This is a genomic window from Phyllobacterium sp. P30BS-XVII (assembly GCF_014138335.1).
GTDB classification, from domain to species: Bacteria; Pseudomonadota; Alphaproteobacteria; order Rhizobiales; family Rhizobiaceae; genus Phyllobacterium; species Phyllobacterium meliloti.
The window spans coordinates 207,483-225,110 of the sequence record NZ_JACGXO010000001.1 but is presented as its reverse complement, the minus strand read 5'-3'; the positions used below and the strand labels follow the sequence as shown (position 1 = coordinate 225,110).

Annotated in this window: 22 protein-coding genes and 1 tRNA gene; 8 read left to right on the top strand and 15 right to left on the bottom strand. The window is 54.6% G+C overall.

The genetic code is table 11. The features are described from left to right. Positions 1-15 precede the first annotated feature (15 nt). Positions 16-651 (top strand): glutathione S-transferase, encoded by a 636-nt coding sequence (locus FHW17_RS01130; protein ID WP_182509036.1) that lies wholly within the window; start codon positions 16-18, stop codon positions 649-651. Here FHW17_RS01130 and FHW17_RS01125 read toward each other — a convergent pair. Together FHW17_RS01125 and FHW17_RS01120 are read right to left on the bottom strand one after the other, a co-directional pair. Then, complete coding sequence (locus FHW17_RS01125) at positions 632-1,534, bottom strand: DMT family transporter (protein WP_182509035.1); 903 nt, start codon at positions 1,532-1,534, stop codon at positions 632-634. The genes FHW17_RS01130 and FHW17_RS01125 overlap by 20 nt on opposite strands. A gap of 6 nt (positions 1,535-1,540) precedes the next feature. After that, complete coding sequence (locus FHW17_RS01120; RefSeq protein WP_112523876.1) at positions 1,541-1,954, bottom strand: VOC family protein; 414 nt, start codon at positions 1,952-1,954, stop codon at positions 1,541-1,543. Between the two features lie 216 nt (positions 1,955-2,170). Here FHW17_RS01120 and FHW17_RS01115 point away from each other — a divergent pair, with 216 nt between their 5' ends. Beyond that, on the top strand, positions 2,171-2,332 hold the full coding sequence (locus tag FHW17_RS01115) for a Thivi_2564 family membrane protein (protein ID WP_091878764.1): 162 nt from the start codon (positions 2,171-2,173) through the stop codon (positions 2,330-2,332). Positions 2,333-2,367: 35 nt separating this feature from the next. Here the strand turns inward: FHW17_RS01115 and FHW17_RS01110 are convergent, their stop codons facing one another. The 4 genes from FHW17_RS01110 to FHW17_RS01095 all read right to left on the bottom strand — a co-directional run bounded on the left by FHW17_RS01110 (position 2,368) and on the right by FHW17_RS01095 (position 4,695). Then, positions 2,368-3,255, bottom strand: coding sequence for a LysR substrate-binding domain-containing protein (locus tag FHW17_RS01110; protein WP_182509034.1), 888 nt, complete (start codon positions 3,253-3,255; stop codon positions 2,368-2,370). A 368-nt stretch (positions 3,256-3,623) separates the two neighbouring features. Then, on the bottom strand, positions 3,624-3,812 hold the full coding sequence (locus FHW17_RS01105; RefSeq protein ID WP_105737893.1) for a hypothetical protein: 189 nt from the start codon (positions 3,810-3,812) through the stop codon (positions 3,624-3,626). 110 nt (positions 3,813-3,922) lie between these two features. After that, positions 3,923-4,324, bottom strand: a complete 402-nt coding sequence (locus tag FHW17_RS01100) for a cupin domain-containing protein (protein WP_182509033.1) — start codon at positions 4,322-4,324, stop codon at positions 3,923-3,925. Further along, the gene (locus FHW17_RS01095; RefSeq protein ID WP_112523864.1) at positions 4,315-4,695 is read right to left on the bottom strand and encodes a winged helix-turn-helix domain-containing protein; all 381 of its coding nucleotides are present in this window, start codon (positions 4,693-4,695) and stop codon (positions 4,315-4,317) included. The genes FHW17_RS01100 and FHW17_RS01095 overlap by 10 nt, the downstream gene beginning before the upstream one ends. Before the next feature lie 121 nt (positions 4,696-4,816). Between FHW17_RS01095 and FHW17_RS01090 the strand changes: the two genes are divergently transcribed. After that, positions 4,817-5,992 (top strand): MFS transporter, encoded by a 1,176-nt coding sequence (locus tag FHW17_RS01090; protein ID WP_112523861.1) that lies wholly within the window; start codon positions 4,817-4,819, stop codon positions 5,990-5,992. Between the two features lie 43 nt (positions 5,993-6,035). Here FHW17_RS01090 and FHW17_RS01085 read toward each other — a convergent pair whose 3' ends face one another. After that, positions 6,036-6,494, bottom strand: a complete 459-nt coding sequence (locus FHW17_RS01085) for a YidB family protein (RefSeq protein WP_091878754.1) — start codon at positions 6,492-6,494, stop codon at positions 6,036-6,038. A 162-nt stretch (positions 6,495-6,656) separates the two neighbouring features. Here FHW17_RS01085 and FHW17_RS01080 point away from each other — a divergent pair, with 162 nt between their 5' ends. Together FHW17_RS01080 and FHW17_RS01075 are read left to right on the top strand one after the other, a co-directional pair. After that, the gene (locus FHW17_RS01080; RefSeq protein ID WP_105737884.1) at positions 6,657-6,914 is read left to right on the top strand and encodes a GlsB/YeaQ/YmgE family stress response membrane protein; all 258 of its coding nucleotides are present in this window, start codon (positions 6,657-6,659) and stop codon (positions 6,912-6,914) included. A gap of 157 nt (positions 6,915-7,071) precedes the next feature. Next, entirely contained in the window at positions 7,072-7,539 is a 468-nt protein-coding gene (locus FHW17_RS01075; RefSeq protein ID WP_182509032.1) for a VOC family protein, read from the top strand. Between the two features lie 5 nt (positions 7,540-7,544). Here the strand turns inward: FHW17_RS01075 and FHW17_RS01070 are convergent, their stop codons facing one another. From FHW17_RS01070 to FHW17_RS01055, 4 genes are all read right to left on the bottom strand, one after another. Then, positions 7,545-8,552: a DUF930 domain-containing protein gene (locus FHW17_RS01070; RefSeq protein WP_112523855.1), complete on the bottom strand. Its 1,008-nt coding sequence runs from the start codon at positions 8,550-8,552 to the stop codon at positions 7,545-7,547. An 86-nt stretch (positions 8,553-8,638) separates the two neighbouring features. Further along, complete coding sequence (locus FHW17_RS01065) at positions 8,639-9,139, bottom strand: ankyrin repeat domain-containing protein (protein ID WP_112523851.1); 501 nt, start codon at positions 9,137-9,139, stop codon at positions 8,639-8,641. Between the two features lie 180 nt (positions 9,140-9,319). Further along, the gene (locus FHW17_RS01060; protein WP_112523848.1) at positions 9,320-10,234 is read right to left on the bottom strand and encodes a hypothetical protein; all 915 of its coding nucleotides are present in this window, start codon (positions 10,232-10,234) and stop codon (positions 9,320-9,322) included. A 221-nt stretch (positions 10,235-10,455) separates the two neighbouring features. Then, positions 10,456-11,481, bottom strand: a complete 1,026-nt coding sequence (locus tag FHW17_RS01055; RefSeq protein ID WP_112523845.1) for a fatty acid desaturase — start codon at positions 11,479-11,481, stop codon at positions 10,456-10,458. A gap of 217 nt (positions 11,482-11,698) precedes the next feature. Here FHW17_RS01055 and FHW17_RS01050 point away from each other — a divergent pair, with 217 nt between their 5' ends. Both FHW17_RS01050 and FHW17_RS01045 read left to right on the top strand, forming a co-directional pair. Then, positions 11,699-12,481 carry a membrane-anchored protein gene (locus FHW17_RS01050; protein WP_112523843.1) on the top strand — a complete coding sequence of 261 codons (783 nt, stop codon included), beginning with the start codon at positions 11,699-11,701 and terminating at the stop codon, positions 12,479-12,481. Between the two features lie 322 nt (positions 12,482-12,803). After that, a complete protein-coding gene (locus tag FHW17_RS01045; RefSeq protein ID WP_112523840.1) occupies positions 12,804-13,832 on the top strand; it encodes a porin in 1,029 nt (342 codons plus the stop codon). A 146-nt stretch (positions 13,833-13,978) separates the two neighbouring features. Here FHW17_RS01045 and FHW17_RS01040 read toward each other — a convergent pair. Continuing rightward, positions 13,979-14,055, bottom strand: a tRNA-Arg gene (locus FHW17_RS01040). Positions 14,056-14,075: 20 nt separating this feature from the next. On the opposite strand from FHW17_RS01040, the gene FHW17_RS01035 reads away from it, so the two are divergent. Further along, positions 14,076-14,288, top strand: a complete 213-nt coding sequence (locus tag FHW17_RS01035; RefSeq protein WP_162730147.1) for a hypothetical protein — start codon at positions 14,076-14,078, stop codon at positions 14,286-14,288. Between the two features lie 9 nt (positions 14,289-14,297). On the opposite strand, the gene FHW17_RS01030 is transcribed toward FHW17_RS01035, so the two are convergent. The 3 genes from FHW17_RS01030 to FHW17_RS01020 form a co-directional block, all read right to left on the bottom strand. Then, positions 14,298-14,483: a hypothetical protein gene (locus tag FHW17_RS01030; protein WP_091878739.1), complete on the bottom strand. Its 186-nt coding sequence runs from the start codon at positions 14,481-14,483 to the stop codon at positions 14,298-14,300. Positions 14,484-14,524: 41 nt separating this feature from the next. Beyond that, complete coding sequence (locus FHW17_RS01025) at positions 14,525-14,770, bottom strand: hypothetical protein (protein WP_139210409.1); 246 nt, start codon at positions 14,768-14,770, stop codon at positions 14,525-14,527. 299 nt (positions 14,771-15,069) lie between these two features. Beyond that, positions 15,070-17,457: an EAL domain-containing protein gene (locus FHW17_RS01020; protein ID WP_182509031.1), complete on the bottom strand. Its 2,388-nt coding sequence runs from the start codon at positions 17,455-17,457 to the stop codon at positions 15,070-15,072. Positions 17,458-17,628: the final 171 nt, after the last annotated feature.

Here is a 17,628-nt window from a genome sequence, read left to right as displayed (position 1 = left end):
CAATCGAGGCACTTCATGACGCATGGTCTTCCAGTCCTATATTCCTTTCGCCGCTGCCCTTATGCCATGCGGGCAAGGCTGGCTGTTCTTGCATCGCATCAGACCTGTGAGTTGCGGGAAATCATGCTGAGAGACAAGGCACCGGAGTTTCTGGCCATTTCACCCTCGGGAACAGTGCCCATGCTGCTATTGCCGGATGGCACTGTGATTGATGAAAGCCTCGACATCATGCGCTGGACCCTGAGCCAGCACGATCCCGAACATTGGCTCGGGGTGGATGATGGCGGCTGGATTGCCCGCAATGATGGCCCATTCAAGCGCAGTCTTGACCGCTACAAATATCCATCGCGTTTTGAAAAGGTTGAGCCGCTTGCCGAACGGGCGAAGGCTTTGGCCATTCTGGATGATTATGAGGAACGCCTCGCATGGTCGCGTTATCTCTTCGGTGCATCACCATCGCTTGCTGATATGGCAATCCTGCCCTTTGTCAGGCAATTTGCCAGTGTGGATACGGATTGGTGGGACGCACTTGCCCGGCCCAATGTGAAGCGCTGGCTAGGCGAGTTTGTATCATCCGGCCGGTTTGAAGCCGTCATGCTCAAATACCCGAAATGGCAGGCGGGTGATGTACCTACGCTGTTCGGTCAGTAGCCGCAGGTGAGGTCTGCGGCACGCGCGGAACACTCTTGTTTTTCAGGTTCAGAAGATTGCCTGAAAGGATCAGTGCTGCGCCGAGCGCGGTATAGATATCAATCCGCTCCGCATAGATAAGCCAGCCGAGCACCGCCGTGAGAGGCACACGCAGGAAGTCCATGGGGATCACGATGGTGGCATCCGCATAGAGCAGGGCTTTTGCCATACAGAAATGCGAAAACGTACCTGTGAAAGCAATGATAACAATCCACGGCCATGCATGCACGGTCGGCCATTGCCAGACATGCAGCGCTGGCAGCAGGCCGATACTGGACTGGATCACCAGCATCCAGAAGATGATTTTCACCACGCTTTCCGTGCGGGTCAACGATTTGACCATTGTGAAGGAAATGCCGAAGGTGAAAGCGGCGCCAAGCACGATCAACTGGCCAACGTCGACCGTTCCGACGCCGGGCCTGACAATGATGATAACGCCGACAATACCGAGAAGAATTGTCAGCGTCCGCCACAGGTTCATGCGTTCGCCGAGAAACGCCACTGCCATCACTGCCGTCCACGCTGGCGTGGTGAATTCAATGGCAATGACCTGCGCCAACGGGATCATGGACAAAGCCTGCAGCCAGGCGAATTGCCCGGTATAATGCGCGGCATTGCGTCCAAGATGCTGCCAGATACGGCCCGTCTTCATCGCCCGCACCCCGCCCGAGGAGCGGATCAGTGGGTAGAGCATGGCGAGCCCGATCAGCGATCGCATTTCCATGATCTGGAAGACGTTGAGTTCTTTTGATGCTTCCCGGCCCGAAATTGCCATCATGAGTATGGCAGTCAACGATCCGGTCATCCAGAACGCAGCCTTCAGGTTCGACGGCTTGAATTCCATGATGGATTATTTGGCGTAGACGCTGGCGAAATCGGCAAAGCCTTTGACTTCGATGGGATTGCCTGATGGATCGCGAAAGAACATGGTCCATTGCTCGCCGGGTTCGCCCTTGAACCGCACCACTGGCGGCATGACGAAATCAACCTTCGCCCCTTTCAACCGGTCCGCAAGGATGTTCCAGTCTTCCAGTGGCAGGATAATGCCAAGATGCGGCATGGGCACCATATGGTCGCCAACCTTGCCCGTATTGGTGGTTTCGAACGGCTTGCCCAGATGCAGCGAAATCTGGTGGCCGAAGAAGTCGAAGTCGACCCAGCTATCCGTGCTCCGTCCCTCCTCGCAGCCGAGAATGCCGCCGTAGAAGCCGCGTGCTTCATCGAGATCATGGACGTGATAGGCAAGATGAAACAGCGAGCGCATGGGAAGAATCCTGAAAAGCGGGAGTGATGACAACGCTATCAGCAAGTTTACGGGCAATGCAACGCATGACAGTTCGAAATGCTGCGAAACATTATCCTGCCGGGAGCAATCAGCAATCTGGCCGGGGTCTAATTACCTGCTTTCATGGAACAAAATAGCCAGCGAAGAGTTTTGTCAGGCTACGATTGTTCAGATCCCGAAAACAGGAAGTTTGTGATGTCCATACTTATCAGCCTTTTGATCACCGTTCTGGTGATTTTTCTTGTGCTCTATCTTGTCCAGATGCTGCCGCTTGATGGCCGCGCCAAACAGATCGTTCAGGTGATCGTTGTGGTGATCGGTATTATCTCGCTGCTGCGTTATCTCGCAATCTTCTAAGGATCACTATGACGGGGCTTCTAAGCCCCGTCTTTTCACATTTTTATCTCGTCTATGTGGCTGAGTACCCAGTCGCGGAACGCGCGGATTTTTGGAACGTTGCGCCGCGCCTCCGGGTAAACAAGCCAGTAGGCGTGCTTGCCTGTCCCTACAACATCGAATGGTTGGATAAGCTGTCCTTGTTGCAGTTCCGATTGGAAAAAGATCGGTGTCAATATGCCGACGCCCTGTCCAGCCAGCACTGCCCGTCCCTCCAGATGCTGATCACCCAGCCGGTTGCGCACGTCGCCGCGCAGTTCCGGCTTTTCGATGCCGACGAGTTTGAACCAGATGGTCCACCATGGATCACCGGGGTCAAGCACCGGCAGTTGGAGAATATCCTCAGGTGTTTTGATGCCCCCAATGGAAGCCGCCAGCGCAGGCGACAGCATCGGCGTGAAATTCGCATAGAACAGCTTGTGGCAGACCAGGCCGGGCCATTTTGTTTCCCCGCTGCGAATGCCCACATCAGCCTCCTGACGGGCGAAATCCAGCATATCACGGGTGGATTTCAATCGCACAGCGAGCGAAGGGTGCTCCATCTGAAATGAACCGAGGCGTGGAACCAGCCATGTGGCGGCAAAGGTCGGGATGGTTGTGATGGTCAGGACACCATCAGCGCTCTCCCGTGTCGTCGCAAAAGCGGCGCGCAGGATTTCGAAAGCCTCGGTCGTTGAAGGCGCCAGCCGCGCCCCCACTTCGGTTAGTACCACCTGTCGCGGCAACCGCAGAAACAGCGCTGTTCCGACGCGCTCTTCCAGAAGCTTTATCTGATAGCTGACAGCCGCCTGTGTCATGCCGAGTTCTTCCGCCGCCTTGGTAAAATTGCCATGACGGGCAGCGGCTTCAAAAACCCGGATGGCGGCAAGGGGCGGCAGATTCATGATGGCAATCCATAAGGTATACTTATGGAAGATACTCGCGGTTTTGTTGGAAAACAAGCGCGATCAGGCGCATCTATTCTCCACCCAAGACGCGGATGCGCGTAGAACCCGGAGTTGAGGTTATGAACCCATCGCCATCACATTGCACACATATGGAAAATACCAGCTCCCGTTGGGGCTGGCTTGCGAACATTGGACGATTGCTGGCCCGGCCAACAGTGCCTCCAACCATCAATGCTACGGATTTTTCCAGTCACATGCTGCGTGACATGGGAATGCTGGACGGTCGACCCATACGGGGGGAGGTTGCTGCATCCCATGATGATCTGCAGAAAGACACTTTCAAAAGGTCTGTCTGAGCATACCGGTCAGGAATCAAAATCCACTTCAAGCTGCTTTTCGAGGGCCACGAGGTCCTCGGGAAGCGGCATTCCCATGGCTTTCAGTTCGTTGAGGTGTTCGCGCAAGGTCTCGTGAATTTCATGAGCATCAGCAGGCCGCTGCACCATCTCTTCAAGCAGGAGTGCGATCTGTGCCTTGATGTCTTCGAACGCCATGGTTTTTCCTCTCAATTCATCTGCAATGCCTGCTTCCACACCCCAGAGGTATGCTAGCAGATTAGGCCATCAACGCATATCATTTCGATGACACTTGCGCGTTTGCGGCGCTACTCTGCGCCGGAATATTGGCTATCGGAAACCTTTTCCATCCATTCGACGGCATTGCCATCCAGTGCTTCCTGCATGGCAATATGTGACATGGAATTTGCCGGGCCTGCGCCATGCCAATGTTTTTCTCCCGGCGGAATCCAGACCACGTCTCCGGCTTTGATTTCACGGATTTTTTCACCCCAGACCTGCGCCAGTCCGGAACCCGAAACCACATAAAGGGTCTGGCCAAGTGGATGGGTGTGCCATGCCGTGCGGGCAGCGGGTTCAAAATGCACGACGACGGATATAAGCCGCGCTGGCGCTGGGGCCTGAATGATCGGGTCCTGCCACACCGTTCCGGTGAACCAGTCCTCCGGCGCGCGGCGTGAGGGTATGGAGCCGCAAGTCTTTACGTCCATTCGGTTTCTCCTGCTGGGTCGGGCGTATTGGCCATGATCGGGTTTTCGCGCAATGGAATGGTGTTAGCCGAGGCGATGATCGAATCGAGAAAACCCGGAAATCGCCCCTCCAGATCGACACGGCGTAAGGTCAGCAGCCGCTTCGTCCCGTCAGGCCGCACATTGATCACACCCGCTTCCCGCAGCTTGGCCACATGATAGCTCAGAGCGGTCTTGGAGCCGAGTTCAAGAAATTGACCGCATGTCATGGCGCGTTCACCGTTCCGCGCAAGAATAGCGATGATGTTCAGGCGCGTCTCATCGCCAAGTGCTGTGAGGATGGCTGGAAGCGAAATCTCTTCGGCGTCCGGATGAAAAAGCGGATGGGTCATGGTTTCTACCTAGCAACATCAGGCGAAAAGTTCAATGTTCAATAATCGTTGAACTTTGTTCTTGACTTCACATCCCGGTGAGTTCAATAGTTCAAGGATCATTGAACAAAGGATTACTCCCATGGACATTCGCCTCGTCGGTTTGGCGTTGGGTACATTCGCCATTGGCATTGAAGGTTTCGTCGTCGCCAGTCTCCTGCCGCAGATTGCCGGCGATACCGGCGTGACCCTCGTGCAGGCCGGTTATCTCGTCGTCATGTTCGCTTTGGCCTATGCGCTGGGTGCGCCTGTACTGGCGGCCCTCACTGGTTCAGCGGACCGGCGTGTCATTCTGGCGGGGAGTGCGACGACATTCGTTATCGGCGCGATTCTTGCCGCACTTGCCCCATCCTATGCCTTTCTGACCGCCGCCCGTTTGATTATCGGCATGTCTGCCGGTCTCTATGCGGCGACCGCTCAGGCAACGGCGGTTGCTATTTCGGAATCGCACCATCGCGCTCGGGCGATATCGGTTATTGTTGGCGGTACGACGCTGGCCGTGGCCTTTGGCGCTCCGCTTGGCGCGTTGATTGCGTCTTTTGCCGGTTGGCGCGGTACTTATGTGTTTGTCGCATTGATCGGCGCGGCTGCAACGACTTTCGTGTGGTTCCTGCTGCCGCGTGGGCTGCGTGCCGACAAGCTGACGCTAAAGCAGCGGCTCGGCGTCATCCGCCATCCCGGTCTTTTGCCCGCACTTGTAACCATGCTGCTCTATATGGCCGGTGGCTTTATCGTGTTCACCTATATTGCGGCTATCGCCGTGCAGGGCACGGGTCTCTCCCGCGAAATGGTCCCTCTCGTTTTGCTGGCTTTCGGTCTGGGTGCAGCCCTTGGCAACTTCGTTGGCGGGCAATTGTCTGATCGCTTCGGGCCGACGCGCACGGTCATCGCGGCTTCGTTTCTGAATGCTGCCTCGTTGATGGCAATCAGCTGGATCATGCAATGGCCTAATGAAATCGCTGGTCCCGCACTCATTGCGGTTATGGTTCTGTGGGGTGTCGCTGCCTGGATGTTCCCACCGGCACAGGCCAGCAGGGTTCTTGCCATCGCACCGGAAAGCGCGCCGCTGGCGCTTTCGTTAAACGGTTCGGCACTTTATCTCGGCATAGCATCAGGTTCGCTGGTCGGCGGATTGATCATCGCCAATATTGGCCTTGAATATCTGGGCTGGATCGGTGGGACATTGCCGCTGCTTGGTCTTGTCGTGATGCGGCTTGCCAGCGTTGGCGCACGCAAGACGGAACTCTCCGTCGCGTGAGAAAGACCGCTGGCCGAAGCGATCACTTCGGCCAGCGCTATTGTCAGGAAGACGTTTTCAAAAGCGAAGCGATCTGCTGAGTGGTCGGGACCTGACCATTTGGTGTCAGTTTGTCGACGACGCCGGGCAGAACCTTGGAGAGCTGTGCCAGCAGTTCATCTTCACTCATTCCCGTCTGCTGGGCGATCTCACTGATTGCCTTTTTGCCGAGGGCCACGCCAAGCTCATTGGGCGCGATGGGTTTGTTTTCACCGGGCTTCACCCAGGAATCGGCTGTCTCGCCGTGACCGGCATTGGTCAGACTTTCCAAAAGGCCGCCGAGGCCGCCAAGAAGGCCGCCGCCAGCAGCGTTGCCATTGTCGGCTGTCTGCGGATTTGCCGGAGTTGGAGCGGGCTGGCTCGAACCGCCACTGAACATTTTCCCAACGAGAACGGCTCCAAGCGCTATCAAGAGCGGCTTTGAAATGTTTCCGCCCGGTACCGCATTATCGAAAATTCCCATCTCGATCTCCTTCAATGTTGCTCGGTTTTCATTCAAATTCTGTATTGCGTCCCCCCAAGGGAGTTTATTCATTCAGGGGTAAAGCACAACATAGCTTGATTTTATCCAATCTATGCGAAAACATGACGACATTATGCCAATGGATAGGGAAGGAATGCTTGCATGTCTGTTATCGGTTGGATTGTACTAGGACTTGTTGCGGGATTTATTGGCAGCAAGATTGTCAACAAGAGCGGTCAGGGTTTTATCCTTGATATCGTTCTAGGCATTGTCGGCGCCGTCGCCGGTGGTTTTATTTTCAGCTTGTTTGGTGCAACCGGTGTTACCGGTTTCAACATTTACAGCCTGATTGTTGCTGTTATCGGCTCCGTGGTCGTGCTCTGGCTCTATCACGCGATTACCGGAAACAGGTCTGCTTAAGCCAAGCCTGTATCACCCTGTGGATTAAAATAGCGCGGCACCCGTGTCGCGCTATGGTCTCTGGCAACAGCTATGATTCACGAAATCTGCGACTCACCCGGCAATAAAGCGCATATCAGCGCCCAAAGGCGCGCTGTGAAGAAGGAGGATATGTTTCATGACAACCAGCCAGAAAATCAGAACCTTCCTGTGGTTTGACAAGCAGGCCGAGGAAGCCGCCAATTTCTACGTATCACTATTCAAGGATTCGAAGATTGTTGACATTCTTCGGCCTGCCGGAGCCGAGCGCGCACTCACCGTTGTCTTTCAGCTCGGTGGGCAGGAATTCGTCGCCCTCAATGGCGGACCGCAATATAAATTCACCGAAGCCATTTCCCTCACCATCGATTGCGCTTCTCAGCAAGAAGTTGATTATTTCTGGGAGAAACTGTCCGCAGGCGGCGAGGAACGCGCATGTGGCTGGCTCAAGGACAAGTATGGGCTGTTCTGGCAGGTCGTGCCTTCAAGGATGATCGAACTGCTACAGGATAAGGACCCCGGCAGAGCCCTGCGCGCCATGAATGCCATGATGCAGATGGTAAAGATTGATATCGCCACGATTGAAAAAGCGGCGGATGGCGGGTGATGCCACTAATTGGGCAGATTGCGTTGCCGCCATTCATTCCGCGGAATGGGACGGCCAATAGTGTAGGTCAATGATATCACGCGACTTATACCCGCATTTACAGAACATTGCAGATCGATGTTGTACCAATTCCCATCGTTGCGAAAGGCGCCTTGCACAACATTGAAAGAGGTTCTGGTTACGGCCCCACCTGTGGGGCCTGCGCGACGCAGCAGGATATCAGCGCGCCGCATGCCCGATTTTGAGCGAAGCCGCGCTATTGTCTCATCGCTGCAAAGATTTCTGAGACGCACTTCCGGTGAAAGCCTGGCAACAATCTGCCCCATCCTTGGATCAAGGCTCGGCAGAAACTGTTGATTGAGATCGGCAAATGGATCGGAACTTTTCATGGCTCTTGATCCATTGGGCTTGAATGCCGGACCGGCTTTTTTGGGCTGAGGTTCGGACTTTTGTTGCGGCGTTGGAGCGTCCTTGAGAGACGCAGTCGGGGTGGGTGACGGTTGTGCCGCCTGTCCCGCTGTTTCACTGGGTGTGGGGGTTGATTGCAGTTCTGCCACATTGGGCACCGCTGGTTGTGCCTCGACCGGAGTGGCGCCAGGTCCAGCGTCTGCTTTTGCTTGTTCAGTGGCAGTGTCCTGCGGTGTTGAAGCCGCGTCTTGCGTCTCACCCTCGCCGGAAGGGGGCTTTTTGTCTTCGGTTGATTCTTTTTCCGATCGCGGCAGAAGTTTGAGGAGATGGTCCGAAGACGCCGCCGGTGCAGGGGCAGGAGCGGGTGCAGGCTGTGGCTTGGGCGCTTCTACCTTCTCTTCTTTCTTTTCCGGTTCAGGCTTTGGCTGTGGTTCGGGTTTTGGCGGTGGAACAATCTCAACCTTGACACTCTCCTGTTCAGGCGGTGTGGGTTTCCATTCCGGTAGTTGAAACAGCAACAACGCCGCCACCAAAAGATGCAGGACCACAGACGTCAAAACGCCTGCTCCAAGTTCGGCCCGCAGCTTCTTGGTATATTGCAGCATTGCTTAGACGATTATCGACCACATGCCCGAAACCTAGGAGCTTGAACGGCCCGCAACAAGTGGCAAAGTCGGGTGAATGTTCAACCTTACTTCAACAGTTTGGCAATTGCCGGTTTGTCCGCTGCCAATTCCAGTGCGGTCTTGCCGCTCTCTGTCTTGGCGGTTTTGTCGGCACCATGCTTGAGAAGTGCTTTGATAACAGCGGGATCATCGCCGTAACTGGCGGCCATATGCAGCGGCGTCATCTTGTCATAGTCACCCTTGGCGTTGACATCCGCGCCCTTGGCGACGAGCAGATCAATCACACTGGCCGGACCATAATAGGCTGCAGTATGCAACGGCGCCCATCCCTCCTGAGACTTCAGATTGACGTCAGCGCCGCAGGCCAGCATTTTGGCAACCAGATCAGCTTTCTTGTCCCGGATCGCAATGGCGAAATGCGGATCACCGCCAGAATCCCGTCCATTCGGGTCGAGCTTCTTGCATTCAGCCGCCGTCGGCGCTGCGCTTGCAGTTGTCGCTGGAACCAGACCACCTGTGGTCAGCGCCAAGCCAAACAAGACTACGCTTGAAATCAATCTCGACATGCTGTCGTCCTCACCAATTTGATTGTTTCCGCCGCCCGTTACACAGTCGGATCGATGCCAGCCTTCTACAGGGCTTCTCATCAGCTGATCAAGGGAGGACACGCTGATTTCACAGGGGCGGCACCGCAATAAAAAATCCCGCAATTTGCACTGCGGGATTTGTTTTAACACGGCAGAGACCTAGCGATTGCGGCGAATGCCCACCGCACCGCCGATTGCCGCAGCAATTGCACCGATCAGCATGGCGATAAAGGCTGCAAAGCTGCCACTGGCGGCAAGTTTCGCGGATTTGTCGGCAGCCTGCTTGGCCTGAACTTTCAGTTCTTCGACCTTCGCATTGGCTTTGGCCTTTACATCATCGATCTTGGCAACAGCCGCGTCGTAACGCTTGTTGGCTTCATCAGGCGAAATGCCGAGCTGCGCCGCAATAATAGCGGTGACGCGCTGTTTGGTTTCCGCAGTCGTCTCTTCGCCCAATGCATGACTGGTCAGGGCCGAGACGATTTCCTTGCGCGCCTGTTCCGGCGTCAGGGATGTCGTGCCTGTTGGGTCGCGGTTGAGAACACCGTCAACAAGGCGGTCAACTTCAGCGCCTGCCTGCTCCTTGGTGATGCCGCTGGCCTGTGCCGCTTGCGGGATCATGTCCTTGGCGGTCGAGGCAGCACCGGCTACGGCCTGACCTGCTGTCGAGCCGACCGAGGACGCGACGCTGCCGAGAACGCCGAAAGCACCGCCAACGGCTGTGCCGAGCAAATAAAGGCCTATAACCAGACCAGCGGCCCAGACTACCAGACCATGCAAGACACCACTCCAGCGCGCATATTGACCGGAAAAATACGCAGCGACATAGCCGCCGATTGCCAATGCGATGATCATTACAATGGCGCTCCAGATGCCGCCGCCGATGCCAAGGCCCTGCGCCGAAGCGCCATCGCCCGTTGCACTGACTGTGCTCAGTCCGATGCCAAGCCCAAGGGCTGCAAACAGGACCTGCACCGCAATCGTCAGAAGTGTGCCGCCAAAAATACCGCCCCAGGCCAGCCGCTGCCCGTCCACTGCGATTGTATCCACTGTGCCTCGTTCATACGAAACCATGGTACGTCTCCATTCATTTTGTTCTTCAGATAAATTGCCCGCAGGACGGTGCTGCCCGGCGAGATCACGGCAAAAACACGTCGGAACAAAGTTGGTTCCGGATCGGCAGCCGGATATATTTTATATTGATCAGGGAACAAAAAAGGCGTGGAGACGTACGCCTGCGCAGAACGCGCAGGCTGCAAAAAGGTCCGGATAATATTTTTGTGAAATTGCTTGCGCTATGCCAGTGCGCGGGCTTCGCGGAATGAGATCAGGCGCCGCCGCCCTTCATCCCACAGAACGAGCTTCACGCAGCGCAGGCTTTGCATGATGGTGATGCGTCCGACATCGCCAAGCTCCGGATAATCGCGCAGAACTTCCGGCAACCGGTAATAGGGAACGCGGCTGGAAAGATGATGCACGTGATGAATGCCGATATTCCCGGTGAGCCAGCGCAATACCAGCGGCAGGTCGTAGTGAGACGAGCCATGCAGCGCGGCTTCCTGAAATTTCCAGTCGGCGCCTTGCGACCAATGGGTTTCTTCGAACTGGTGCTGGACATAGAACAACCAGATCCCGGCGGCACCAGCCAGAATAACAATCGGCAGATGGATCATCAGGAAGGGAATGACGCCGACAAACCAGATAAGGATGGCCGCCAGAAGCGCGATGGCAAAATTGGTTGCCATGGTTGAAACCCAGGGTTGGACACCGGAACGCATCATGCCGAATGGCAAGCGCTGCTTGAAAATAAACAGCCAGGCGGGGCCCACGCCGAACATAATGGCCGGATGCCGGTATAGCCGATAGCCGAGGCGGCCCCAGCGTGACAGGGCACGATATTCGGTGACAGTCAGCGTGGTGATATCGCCAACGCCACGTTCATCGAGATTTCCCGCCGAAGCATGGTGCAGCGCATGGGCGCGGCGCCAATAATCATAGGGTGTCAGGGTCAAAACACCGATTACCCGGCCGGTCCAGTCATCGGAATGCCGGTGGGCAAAGAACGAGCCATGTCCGCAATCATGTTGAATCATGAACAGGCGAAGCAGGAAACCGGCTGCCGGAATGATCAACAGCAGCCCCCACCAGAAGCCGTAATGCACGGCCGCCCAGCACAAAGCCCAGAATATTGCGAAAGGAATGACCGTCACAGCCAGTTCAAATGCGCTGCGACCGCGATTTGGTTTGCGGTAATTCAAAAGGATTTTCGGCCAGGCGCGTTCGCCGGAACCAGCGTCAGAATTCAAGGAGGAGTTTTTCATTGGCCATTATAGGCTTGCGCCACAGGTCCGCACAAGGGACGGCACCGTTCTTTTGTCGTGTGGATCGGATTTATGTACAGCCCGGAAGAAATGACGCTGCGCACTGGCGGAGGGCGAGACGCATTCTATCGTTTTCGCAGCGATTTTGAGTGGCCTGCACGGGAACCTCCCACGCCGGAGAGGCGTTTGCATCAGTATAACTGAGGTGAACAGCCCGATGGAAAGGTTCGTTTTGGAGAAACGTTTTAACACAAAGAGATTTCTACGTAAGTTGCACTACCATCTTCTGTGCCCGAAGGTTCCGGTACACACCGAGCCTTTTAAAGGTCCGGTGCTGGTGGTGGGGTCCGCCCCCGGATCGCATCTGCCCGAAGGGTTTGATGATCGTTTTCGCGTTATTACAGTCAATGGCTCCCAGAGCGTTACAAAGCGATGGGGCATTCCGGTGCCCGATGTCACTTTCATGCAATTTCGTCAGGTCTACGGCATGAATGAAAATGCGAGGGAAGTGCGGCGGGTCCTGAACGGGGAGCGGACCAGGCTACTATATGTCATGCGCTGGCCGGAAAACCGGCGGCGGTTAACCGATGGGCTTGATGCTTTCAACTATGGTTATGACCGGTTGCAGACAATTAGCCGTTATGAGCGAATGGCGCTTTTTAAAAAGGCGACGGGTATCCTCAACAGTGAAGATGATCTTGATACAAAGTTTTCAAACGGTGTCACAGCGGTACTCTATGCACTGATAAACGGAGCGACATGCGTTGTTATTTCAGGGATTGATCCTGCCTCGTCAGGCCATGTTTACAATGCGCTTGAGCTTACCCGTCATCACAGCCAGTCAGATCGCGACATCCTTTTATTGTTGAGCGCGCGGGGACATAAAATCTACACCGCCGATCCGGATGTGGCTGTAGCAACGGGGCTTCCGCTTTGGACAGAAAAAACGCGTGCCGTGCATTTAGCGTCAAAGGCTGTGCTGGCAATTCAAACCCTGTAAACACCTCCTTATGGGCGGAAGCCCGAACTAAATCCCGATGATGGAATGACGAATAATTGGTCATTTAGCTTGACCAAAGACAAACCAGCACCGCATTGCCCATCCGATTCTCGCCCCTTCCCCGCGATGGCGGGGAGTGATGCGCAAGCCGTTTGCGTCTTCGCAGGAGGTGGAGCATGTCAATTCTGTGACATATTGGCAACGCAGAGTTGCGAAAGATAGATAAGATCGAAAATGACGGACAAAATTGGGTGCATTCCTTGCGGAACTAAGTCAGCTTACACGCGTAAAAGTATTACTATTCCAATTAAGGGGGAAGTTCATGAATATAAAGTCGCTTTTGCTAGGTTCTACGGCTGCACTTATCGCGGTCTCTGGCGCACGTGCCGCAGATGCTGTTGTTGTCGCCGAACCGGAGGCCGTTGAATATGTTCGCGTCTGCGATGCATATGGCACTGGCTTCTTTTACATTCCAGGAACTGAAACCTGCCTGAAGGTTAGCGGCTATGTACGCTATGACGCCAAGGGCGGCGATGATGCGTATAATGGTGGCGAGCGCGGTACATGGTACAAGCAGTCGCGCGCCGAATTGCGCTTTGATGCCCGTTCAGAAACTGAACTGGGTACATTGCGCTCTTACGCAGAAGTGCGGTTCAACTACACGGATGGATCAAACAGCACCACCGAACTCAATCAAGGCACAATCGAACTGGGTGGCTTCCGTGTTGGCGCCGCCGACTCGCAGTTCACTTCCTATCTGGGTTACCTGGGCGACATCATCTCCGATGACGTGATTGCTCCCGGTGCTTATGTCACAAATCAGATCAGCTACACCTTTGCTGGAAGCAATGGCTTCTCTGCAACGATCGGTGCCGAACAGGGTGACAAGGGTTATCTGATCGACGATTACATGCCACACGTTGTGGCTGGTGCGAAGTATGCACAGGGCTGGGGCTCGATCGGCGCAGTCGTCGGTTACGACTCTGTAGCTGAAGAGTGGGCAGGCAAGGTTCGCCTGGATGTTAAATTCACGGATACTTTCTCCGCTTGGGTGCAGGGCGGTTACAAGTCAAATGGCGATGAGCTCAACAACAACTATTTCGGTCGTTGGAACGGTGATTACGCGGTTTGGGGTGGTGTTGCTCTCAAAGTATCGGAAAAGGCAACTGTCAATGCACAGGCCTCCTATGAAGATGCTGGTACATTTGCTGCAGCTTTGAACGTTGGCTATCAGGTGACACCCGGCTTCAAGATCGTGCCGGAAATCAACTATACCTCGTTTGATGGCGGCCGCGGCAACGGCAATGACGATGCCTTCCAGGGTATCATTCGCTTCCAGCGCAACTTCTAATCGGCTGTTGATGGAATTTGGCGGTGCATGACACGTGCGCCGTCAAATAGCGAAACAATATGATCTCCAGTCATTGAATCGCAGAAAGCGGCGGACCCAAAGTCCGTCGTTTTTTTGTTTTGGCAGGATTCATATGGTGAAGAGACTGGCGCACCCGACAGGATTCGAACCTGTGACCTCTGCCTTCGGAGGGCAGCGCTCTATCCAGCTGAGCTACGGGTGCATGGGGCTGCGATAGCTCGCATGCGCGAAGCGGTTCTAGCTGATGCGGGGCAAGGCTTCAATGGTGAAATTTGCCAAATAGCAAGATGCCGCGTTGATGTCATTGAAGTCGCGCGCTTGGTTGGCACCGCAAATCCGGCAAGACGTAGGCGCTGTCATTTCGGCAGGAACACAAATGATGCCGATCAGCATTATCCGCCGACCAGCATCATTTCAAAACAATTCCAGATTTAGTCGCTGCTATTACATCTTCTTTGCATGATGACGATGATGCTTCGCATGATGGCGATGATGTTTCATGTGGTGCCGCATGTGATGATGCTTCTTCATCGGTGCTGCCGATGCAGTCGTGCTGCTGGTGGCAAGAACCGGTGCGGAGAATGCAAGAGCAAGTGCGAGACCAAGTGCTGTATAGAGTGACTTTTTCATAATGCGTTTCCTCTCAGATGGGGGCTGTTGTGATACAACCGTCAATTATTGACCGGTTGCACACCGAGCGCTTTCAATGCCTTGGCAAAAGTCCTGACACCCTGCGCCTGCCTGTTGCTTGCGCAAAATCGGATAGCCTTTTTCTGCAGTGATTTCGCCTTGGCCGCCCGGGGAGCCTCGGCATGCTCGATGATTGCCTGATGAACTTGTGTCTGGAATTTCGCGCAAAGTTCTTTGCGCGATAGCGGCCGCTCTTCAGCCGATACCCCATAGAGGCCAGTAGACATTATTGCCCCGGCAAGAAGTATCGTTTGTAAGGTAGAAATGTTTATCACGGCCACCTGCAAGAAAGAGAAATGTATTCTGAAGATTAGCGAGAATACAAAACCATTTTACTTGCTCTTTATGGGTGGGCATTGTTTCGTCGATATTTCTGGGGTGTGGCGTTTTGTTTCTGTAATGTTTCTGAAATAAGGCGTTTTGCGTAAACAGCTGAATTAAAAGAATAAAATTGTGTTTACGGGTAGCAAAGGCATGCCGCGGAGCGAATGGATGCGGCTCGGTAAAGAAGCCGCATCCGTCCGTGTCAAAGCGCAATGAGCTTCTTGGCTGTCGCCCCTACGTCGTCGCTGGTGAGGTGGCGAAAATCTTCCATCGGGCTCGGCATGCCCAGATAGAAGCCTTGTCCCGCGCTGCATGATTCGCCCATCAAAAATTCCAGCTCATCCGGCGTTTCAATACCTTCCGCAAGGACAGGCATGCCGAGACCCCGGCCCAGACCAAGCACTGCCTTGACGATGGCGGCGGCCTGTTCGTTTTTGTCCACGGATTTGATGAAGGAGCGATCAATCTTGATCATGTCGAACGGGAAGGCGCGGACATTCGATAGTGACGAGTAGCCGGTACCAAAATCATCCATGGCGATGCGTACGCCCAACGCCTTTAACTGCCGCAGCGTGGTCAGGGCGCGGTTCGTATCCTTGATGAGCGCAGTCTCGGTGATTTCAAGTTCGAGGCGATGCGGCTGCAAACCCGTATGCAGCAAGGCGTGGTGTACACGCTGCGGGAAATCATGGCTATAAAGCTGCACCGCGGAAACATTGACCGCCACGGATAATGGCTTGTCCCAGCTCGCCGCTTCCCGGCATGCTTCACGCAAGGCCCATTCGCCGAGCTGCAGGATCACGCCGCTTTCTTCTGCGATTGGAATAAAGATCGTCGGCGGGATATTGCCCTGACGCGGATTGTGCCAACGCATCAGCGCTTCAAAACCGGTGACGGCACCCGTATCCATCCGCATTTGCGGTTGATACACGAGCCGAAGTTCATTGCGCGGCAGAGCGTTGCGCAGATCATGTTCGATCATGCGGCGTTCTCTTGCCTCCGCTCCCATCTTGGCTTCAAAGAAGCGATAGGTATTCCGGCCCTCCGCCTTGGCCTGATAGAGAGCAGTGTCAGCCTGATTGAGCAATGTCTCGCGGTCTCCGGCATCGACAGGAAAGATCGCAATGCCGATACTGGTTGAAATCAGGAAGCCAATGGGTGAATTCAGGTTTTCCGACTGGAGTGCTTCCAGAATCTTGTCGGCTAACCGGCTTGCGGCTGTCGGTGTGACGAGACCCGGCACGATAACGGCAAATTCGTCGCCACCCAGTCGCGCCAGCATTTCATCCTTGCCAAGCAGCTTGGTGATGGCACTTGAAACACGCTGCAGGATATTGTCGCCGGCCGCATGACCAAAGAAATCATTGACCTCCTTGAACCGATCGAGATCAAGGCAGAATAGCGCCAGATAGGTTTCATCGCCGCCCATTGAAGCAGCAATCAGCTGATCCAGACGGGCGTTGAAATTGCGGCGGTTGGGCAGGCCGGTCAGCGCATCATGGTGAGCCAGATAGTTGATGTGGGCTTCAGCCTCCTTGCGGGAACGCAAATCGCGAACTGCGACAGCCCTGTGCCATTTGCCATTGAAATCAATGGTGTGAGCGATCAGTTCGACCGGAATGATTCCGCCATTCTCCGTCATAAGATCAGCTTCGATCAACTCGTTCTGATCGCTCAGAAGTTTTGAACGCAATCGGGCGTCGGGCAGAAAGGCCGCGATGGAACTGCCCGCGAGCCTGGGATCATCAGTGTCAGTGAGGGCACAGAAGCTCTCATTGGCGGTTACAATGATCTCGCCGTCGCAGATGACCAGTCCTTCAACAGCTGCATTGACCAGCTTGTGCATGCGCCGCAACTCAAGTCTGTATCGCCGATTGCGAACGTCGATGGTCAGGGCGATGGAACTGCCAATAAGAATAAATGTGCTTACCAATGCCACCGTTACGGCCACAAAATTGGCGGGAATGGCATTCTCGGGAACGAAGATCGAAGAATCCGGCGTGATGGACACAGCACTCATGGCGATGAAATGGTGACCGCAGATTGCAAGGGTCAGCAACCCGGCAGCCGCATGACGGGTCTTGTCTTCGGCTTGCGAAAGCGCAAGCCGGATAGCAAGCGCGCCAAGGATAATACCAACGCCAAATGCTGCGGCAACGAATATCGGGTCCCAGACGATCCTGCCTTCGACTTCGAAGGCGGACATGCCGGTGAAATGCATCGCGGCAATGCCCGTGCCGATAATGGCTCCACCGGCAAGGTCAGCATTTTTCCATTTGGCTGTTAGCGCGATGAACGAACCAAAGCCGGTTACAAGAATAGCGATGAACAATGACAGGACAGTCAACAAGCCGTCATAGCCGTTAGGCAGGCCCGGCGAAAAAGCCATCATGGCAATAAAATGCGTGGCCCAGATGCCGAAACCACAGGAGGCGGCAGAAACGCAAAGCCAGATTGTGCGGTGGGCTGAGTAACGTGCATGCCTGAGAAGGTCCACCGCTGTCAGGCAAGAAAAGATACAGATAGCCGCCGCAAGAAAAACAAGTCTGACATCATGCTCATTGACGATACAATTGTATACTGTCAGCATATTTTTGTTCCCTGTCCCGTATTCTTTTCTTCAACAACACTGTGTTTCTTTGTCTTAAGCAGGACTTAAGAAGTATTTTATTCGTGAGTTTGAAGTGATTTGGAACAGTGAGGATGAGAACGAAGTAAACAAAACTGAAACAATTCACAGAAGGCTTTAAGCAAACTGAAT

Coding starts and splice junctions, on each gene's coding strand:
- FHW17_RS01020 (WP_182509031.1), bottom strand. CDS start 17,457: ATGCTGACAGTATACAATTGTATCGTCAATGAGCATGATGTCAGACTT.
- FHW17_RS01060 (WP_112523848.1), bottom strand. CDS start 10,234: ATGGTTTCGTATGAACGAGGCACAGTGGATACAATCGCAGTGGACGGG.
- FHW17_RS01120 (WP_112523876.1), bottom strand. CDS start 1,954: ATGCGCTCGCTGTTTCATCTTGCCTATCACGTCCATGATCTCGATGAA.
- FHW17_RS01025 (WP_139210409.1), bottom strand. CDS start 14,770: ATGTCTACTGGCCTCTATGGGGTATCGGCTGAAGAGCGGCCGCTATCG.
- FHW17_RS01065 (WP_112523851.1), bottom strand. CDS start 9,139: ATGTCGAGATTGATTTCAAGCGTAGTCTTGTTTGGCTTGGCGCTGACC.
- FHW17_RS01130 (WP_182509036.1), top strand. CDS start 16: ATGACGCATGGTCTTCCAGTCCTATATTCCTTTCGCCGCTGCCCTTAT.
- FHW17_RS01030 (WP_091878739.1), bottom strand. CDS start 14,483: ATGAAAAAGTCACTCTATACAGCACTTGGTCTCGCACTTGCTCTTGCA.
- FHW17_RS01100 (WP_182509033.1), bottom strand. CDS start 4,324: ATGGACGTAAAGACTTGCGGCTCCATACCCTCACGCCGCGCGCCGGAG.
- FHW17_RS01085 (WP_091878754.1), bottom strand. CDS start 6,494: ATGGGAATTTTCGATAATGCGGTACCGGGCGGAAACATTTCAAAGCCG.
- FHW17_RS01055 (WP_112523845.1), bottom strand. CDS start 11,481: ATGAAAAACTCCTCCTTGAATTCTGACGCTGGTTCCGGCGAACGCGCC.
- FHW17_RS01050 (WP_112523843.1), top strand. CDS start 11,699: ATGGAAAGGTTCGTTTTGGAGAAACGTTTTAACACAAAGAGATTTCTA.
- FHW17_RS01090 (WP_112523861.1), top strand. CDS start 4,817: ATGGACATTCGCCTCGTCGGTTTGGCGTTGGGTACATTCGCCATTGGC.
- FHW17_RS01045 (WP_112523840.1), top strand. CDS start 12,804: ATGAATATAAAGTCGCTTTTGCTAGGTTCTACGGCTGCACTTATCGCG.
- FHW17_RS01080 (WP_105737884.1), top strand. CDS start 6,657: ATGTCTGTTATCGGTTGGATTGTACTAGGACTTGTTGCGGGATTTATT.
- FHW17_RS01035 (WP_162730147.1), top strand. CDS start 14,076: ATGCGCGAAGCGGTTCTAGCTGATGCGGGGCAAGGCTTCAATGGTGAA.
- FHW17_RS01125 (WP_182509035.1), bottom strand. CDS start 1,534: ATGGAATTCAAGCCGTCGAACCTGAAGGCTGCGTTCTGGATGACCGGA.
- FHW17_RS01075 (WP_182509032.1), top strand. CDS start 7,072: ATGACAACCAGCCAGAAAATCAGAACCTTCCTGTGGTTTGACAAGCAG.
- FHW17_RS01095 (WP_112523864.1), bottom strand. CDS start 4,695: ATGACCCATCCGCTTTTTCATCCGGACGCCGAAGAGATTTCGCTTCCA.
- FHW17_RS01070 (WP_112523855.1), bottom strand. CDS start 8,552: ATGCTGCAATATACCAAGAAGCTGCGGGCCGAACTTGGAGCAGGCGTT.
- FHW17_RS01110 (WP_182509034.1), bottom strand. CDS start 3,255: ATGAATCTGCCGCCCCTTGCCGCCATCCGGGTTTTTGAAGCCGCTGCC.
- FHW17_RS01105 (WP_105737893.1), bottom strand. CDS start 3,812: ATGGCGTTCGAAGACATCAAGGCACAGATCGCACTCCTGCTTGAAGAG.
- FHW17_RS01115 (WP_091878764.1), top strand. CDS start 2,171: ATGTCCATACTTATCAGCCTTTTGATCACCGTTCTGGTGATTTTTCTT.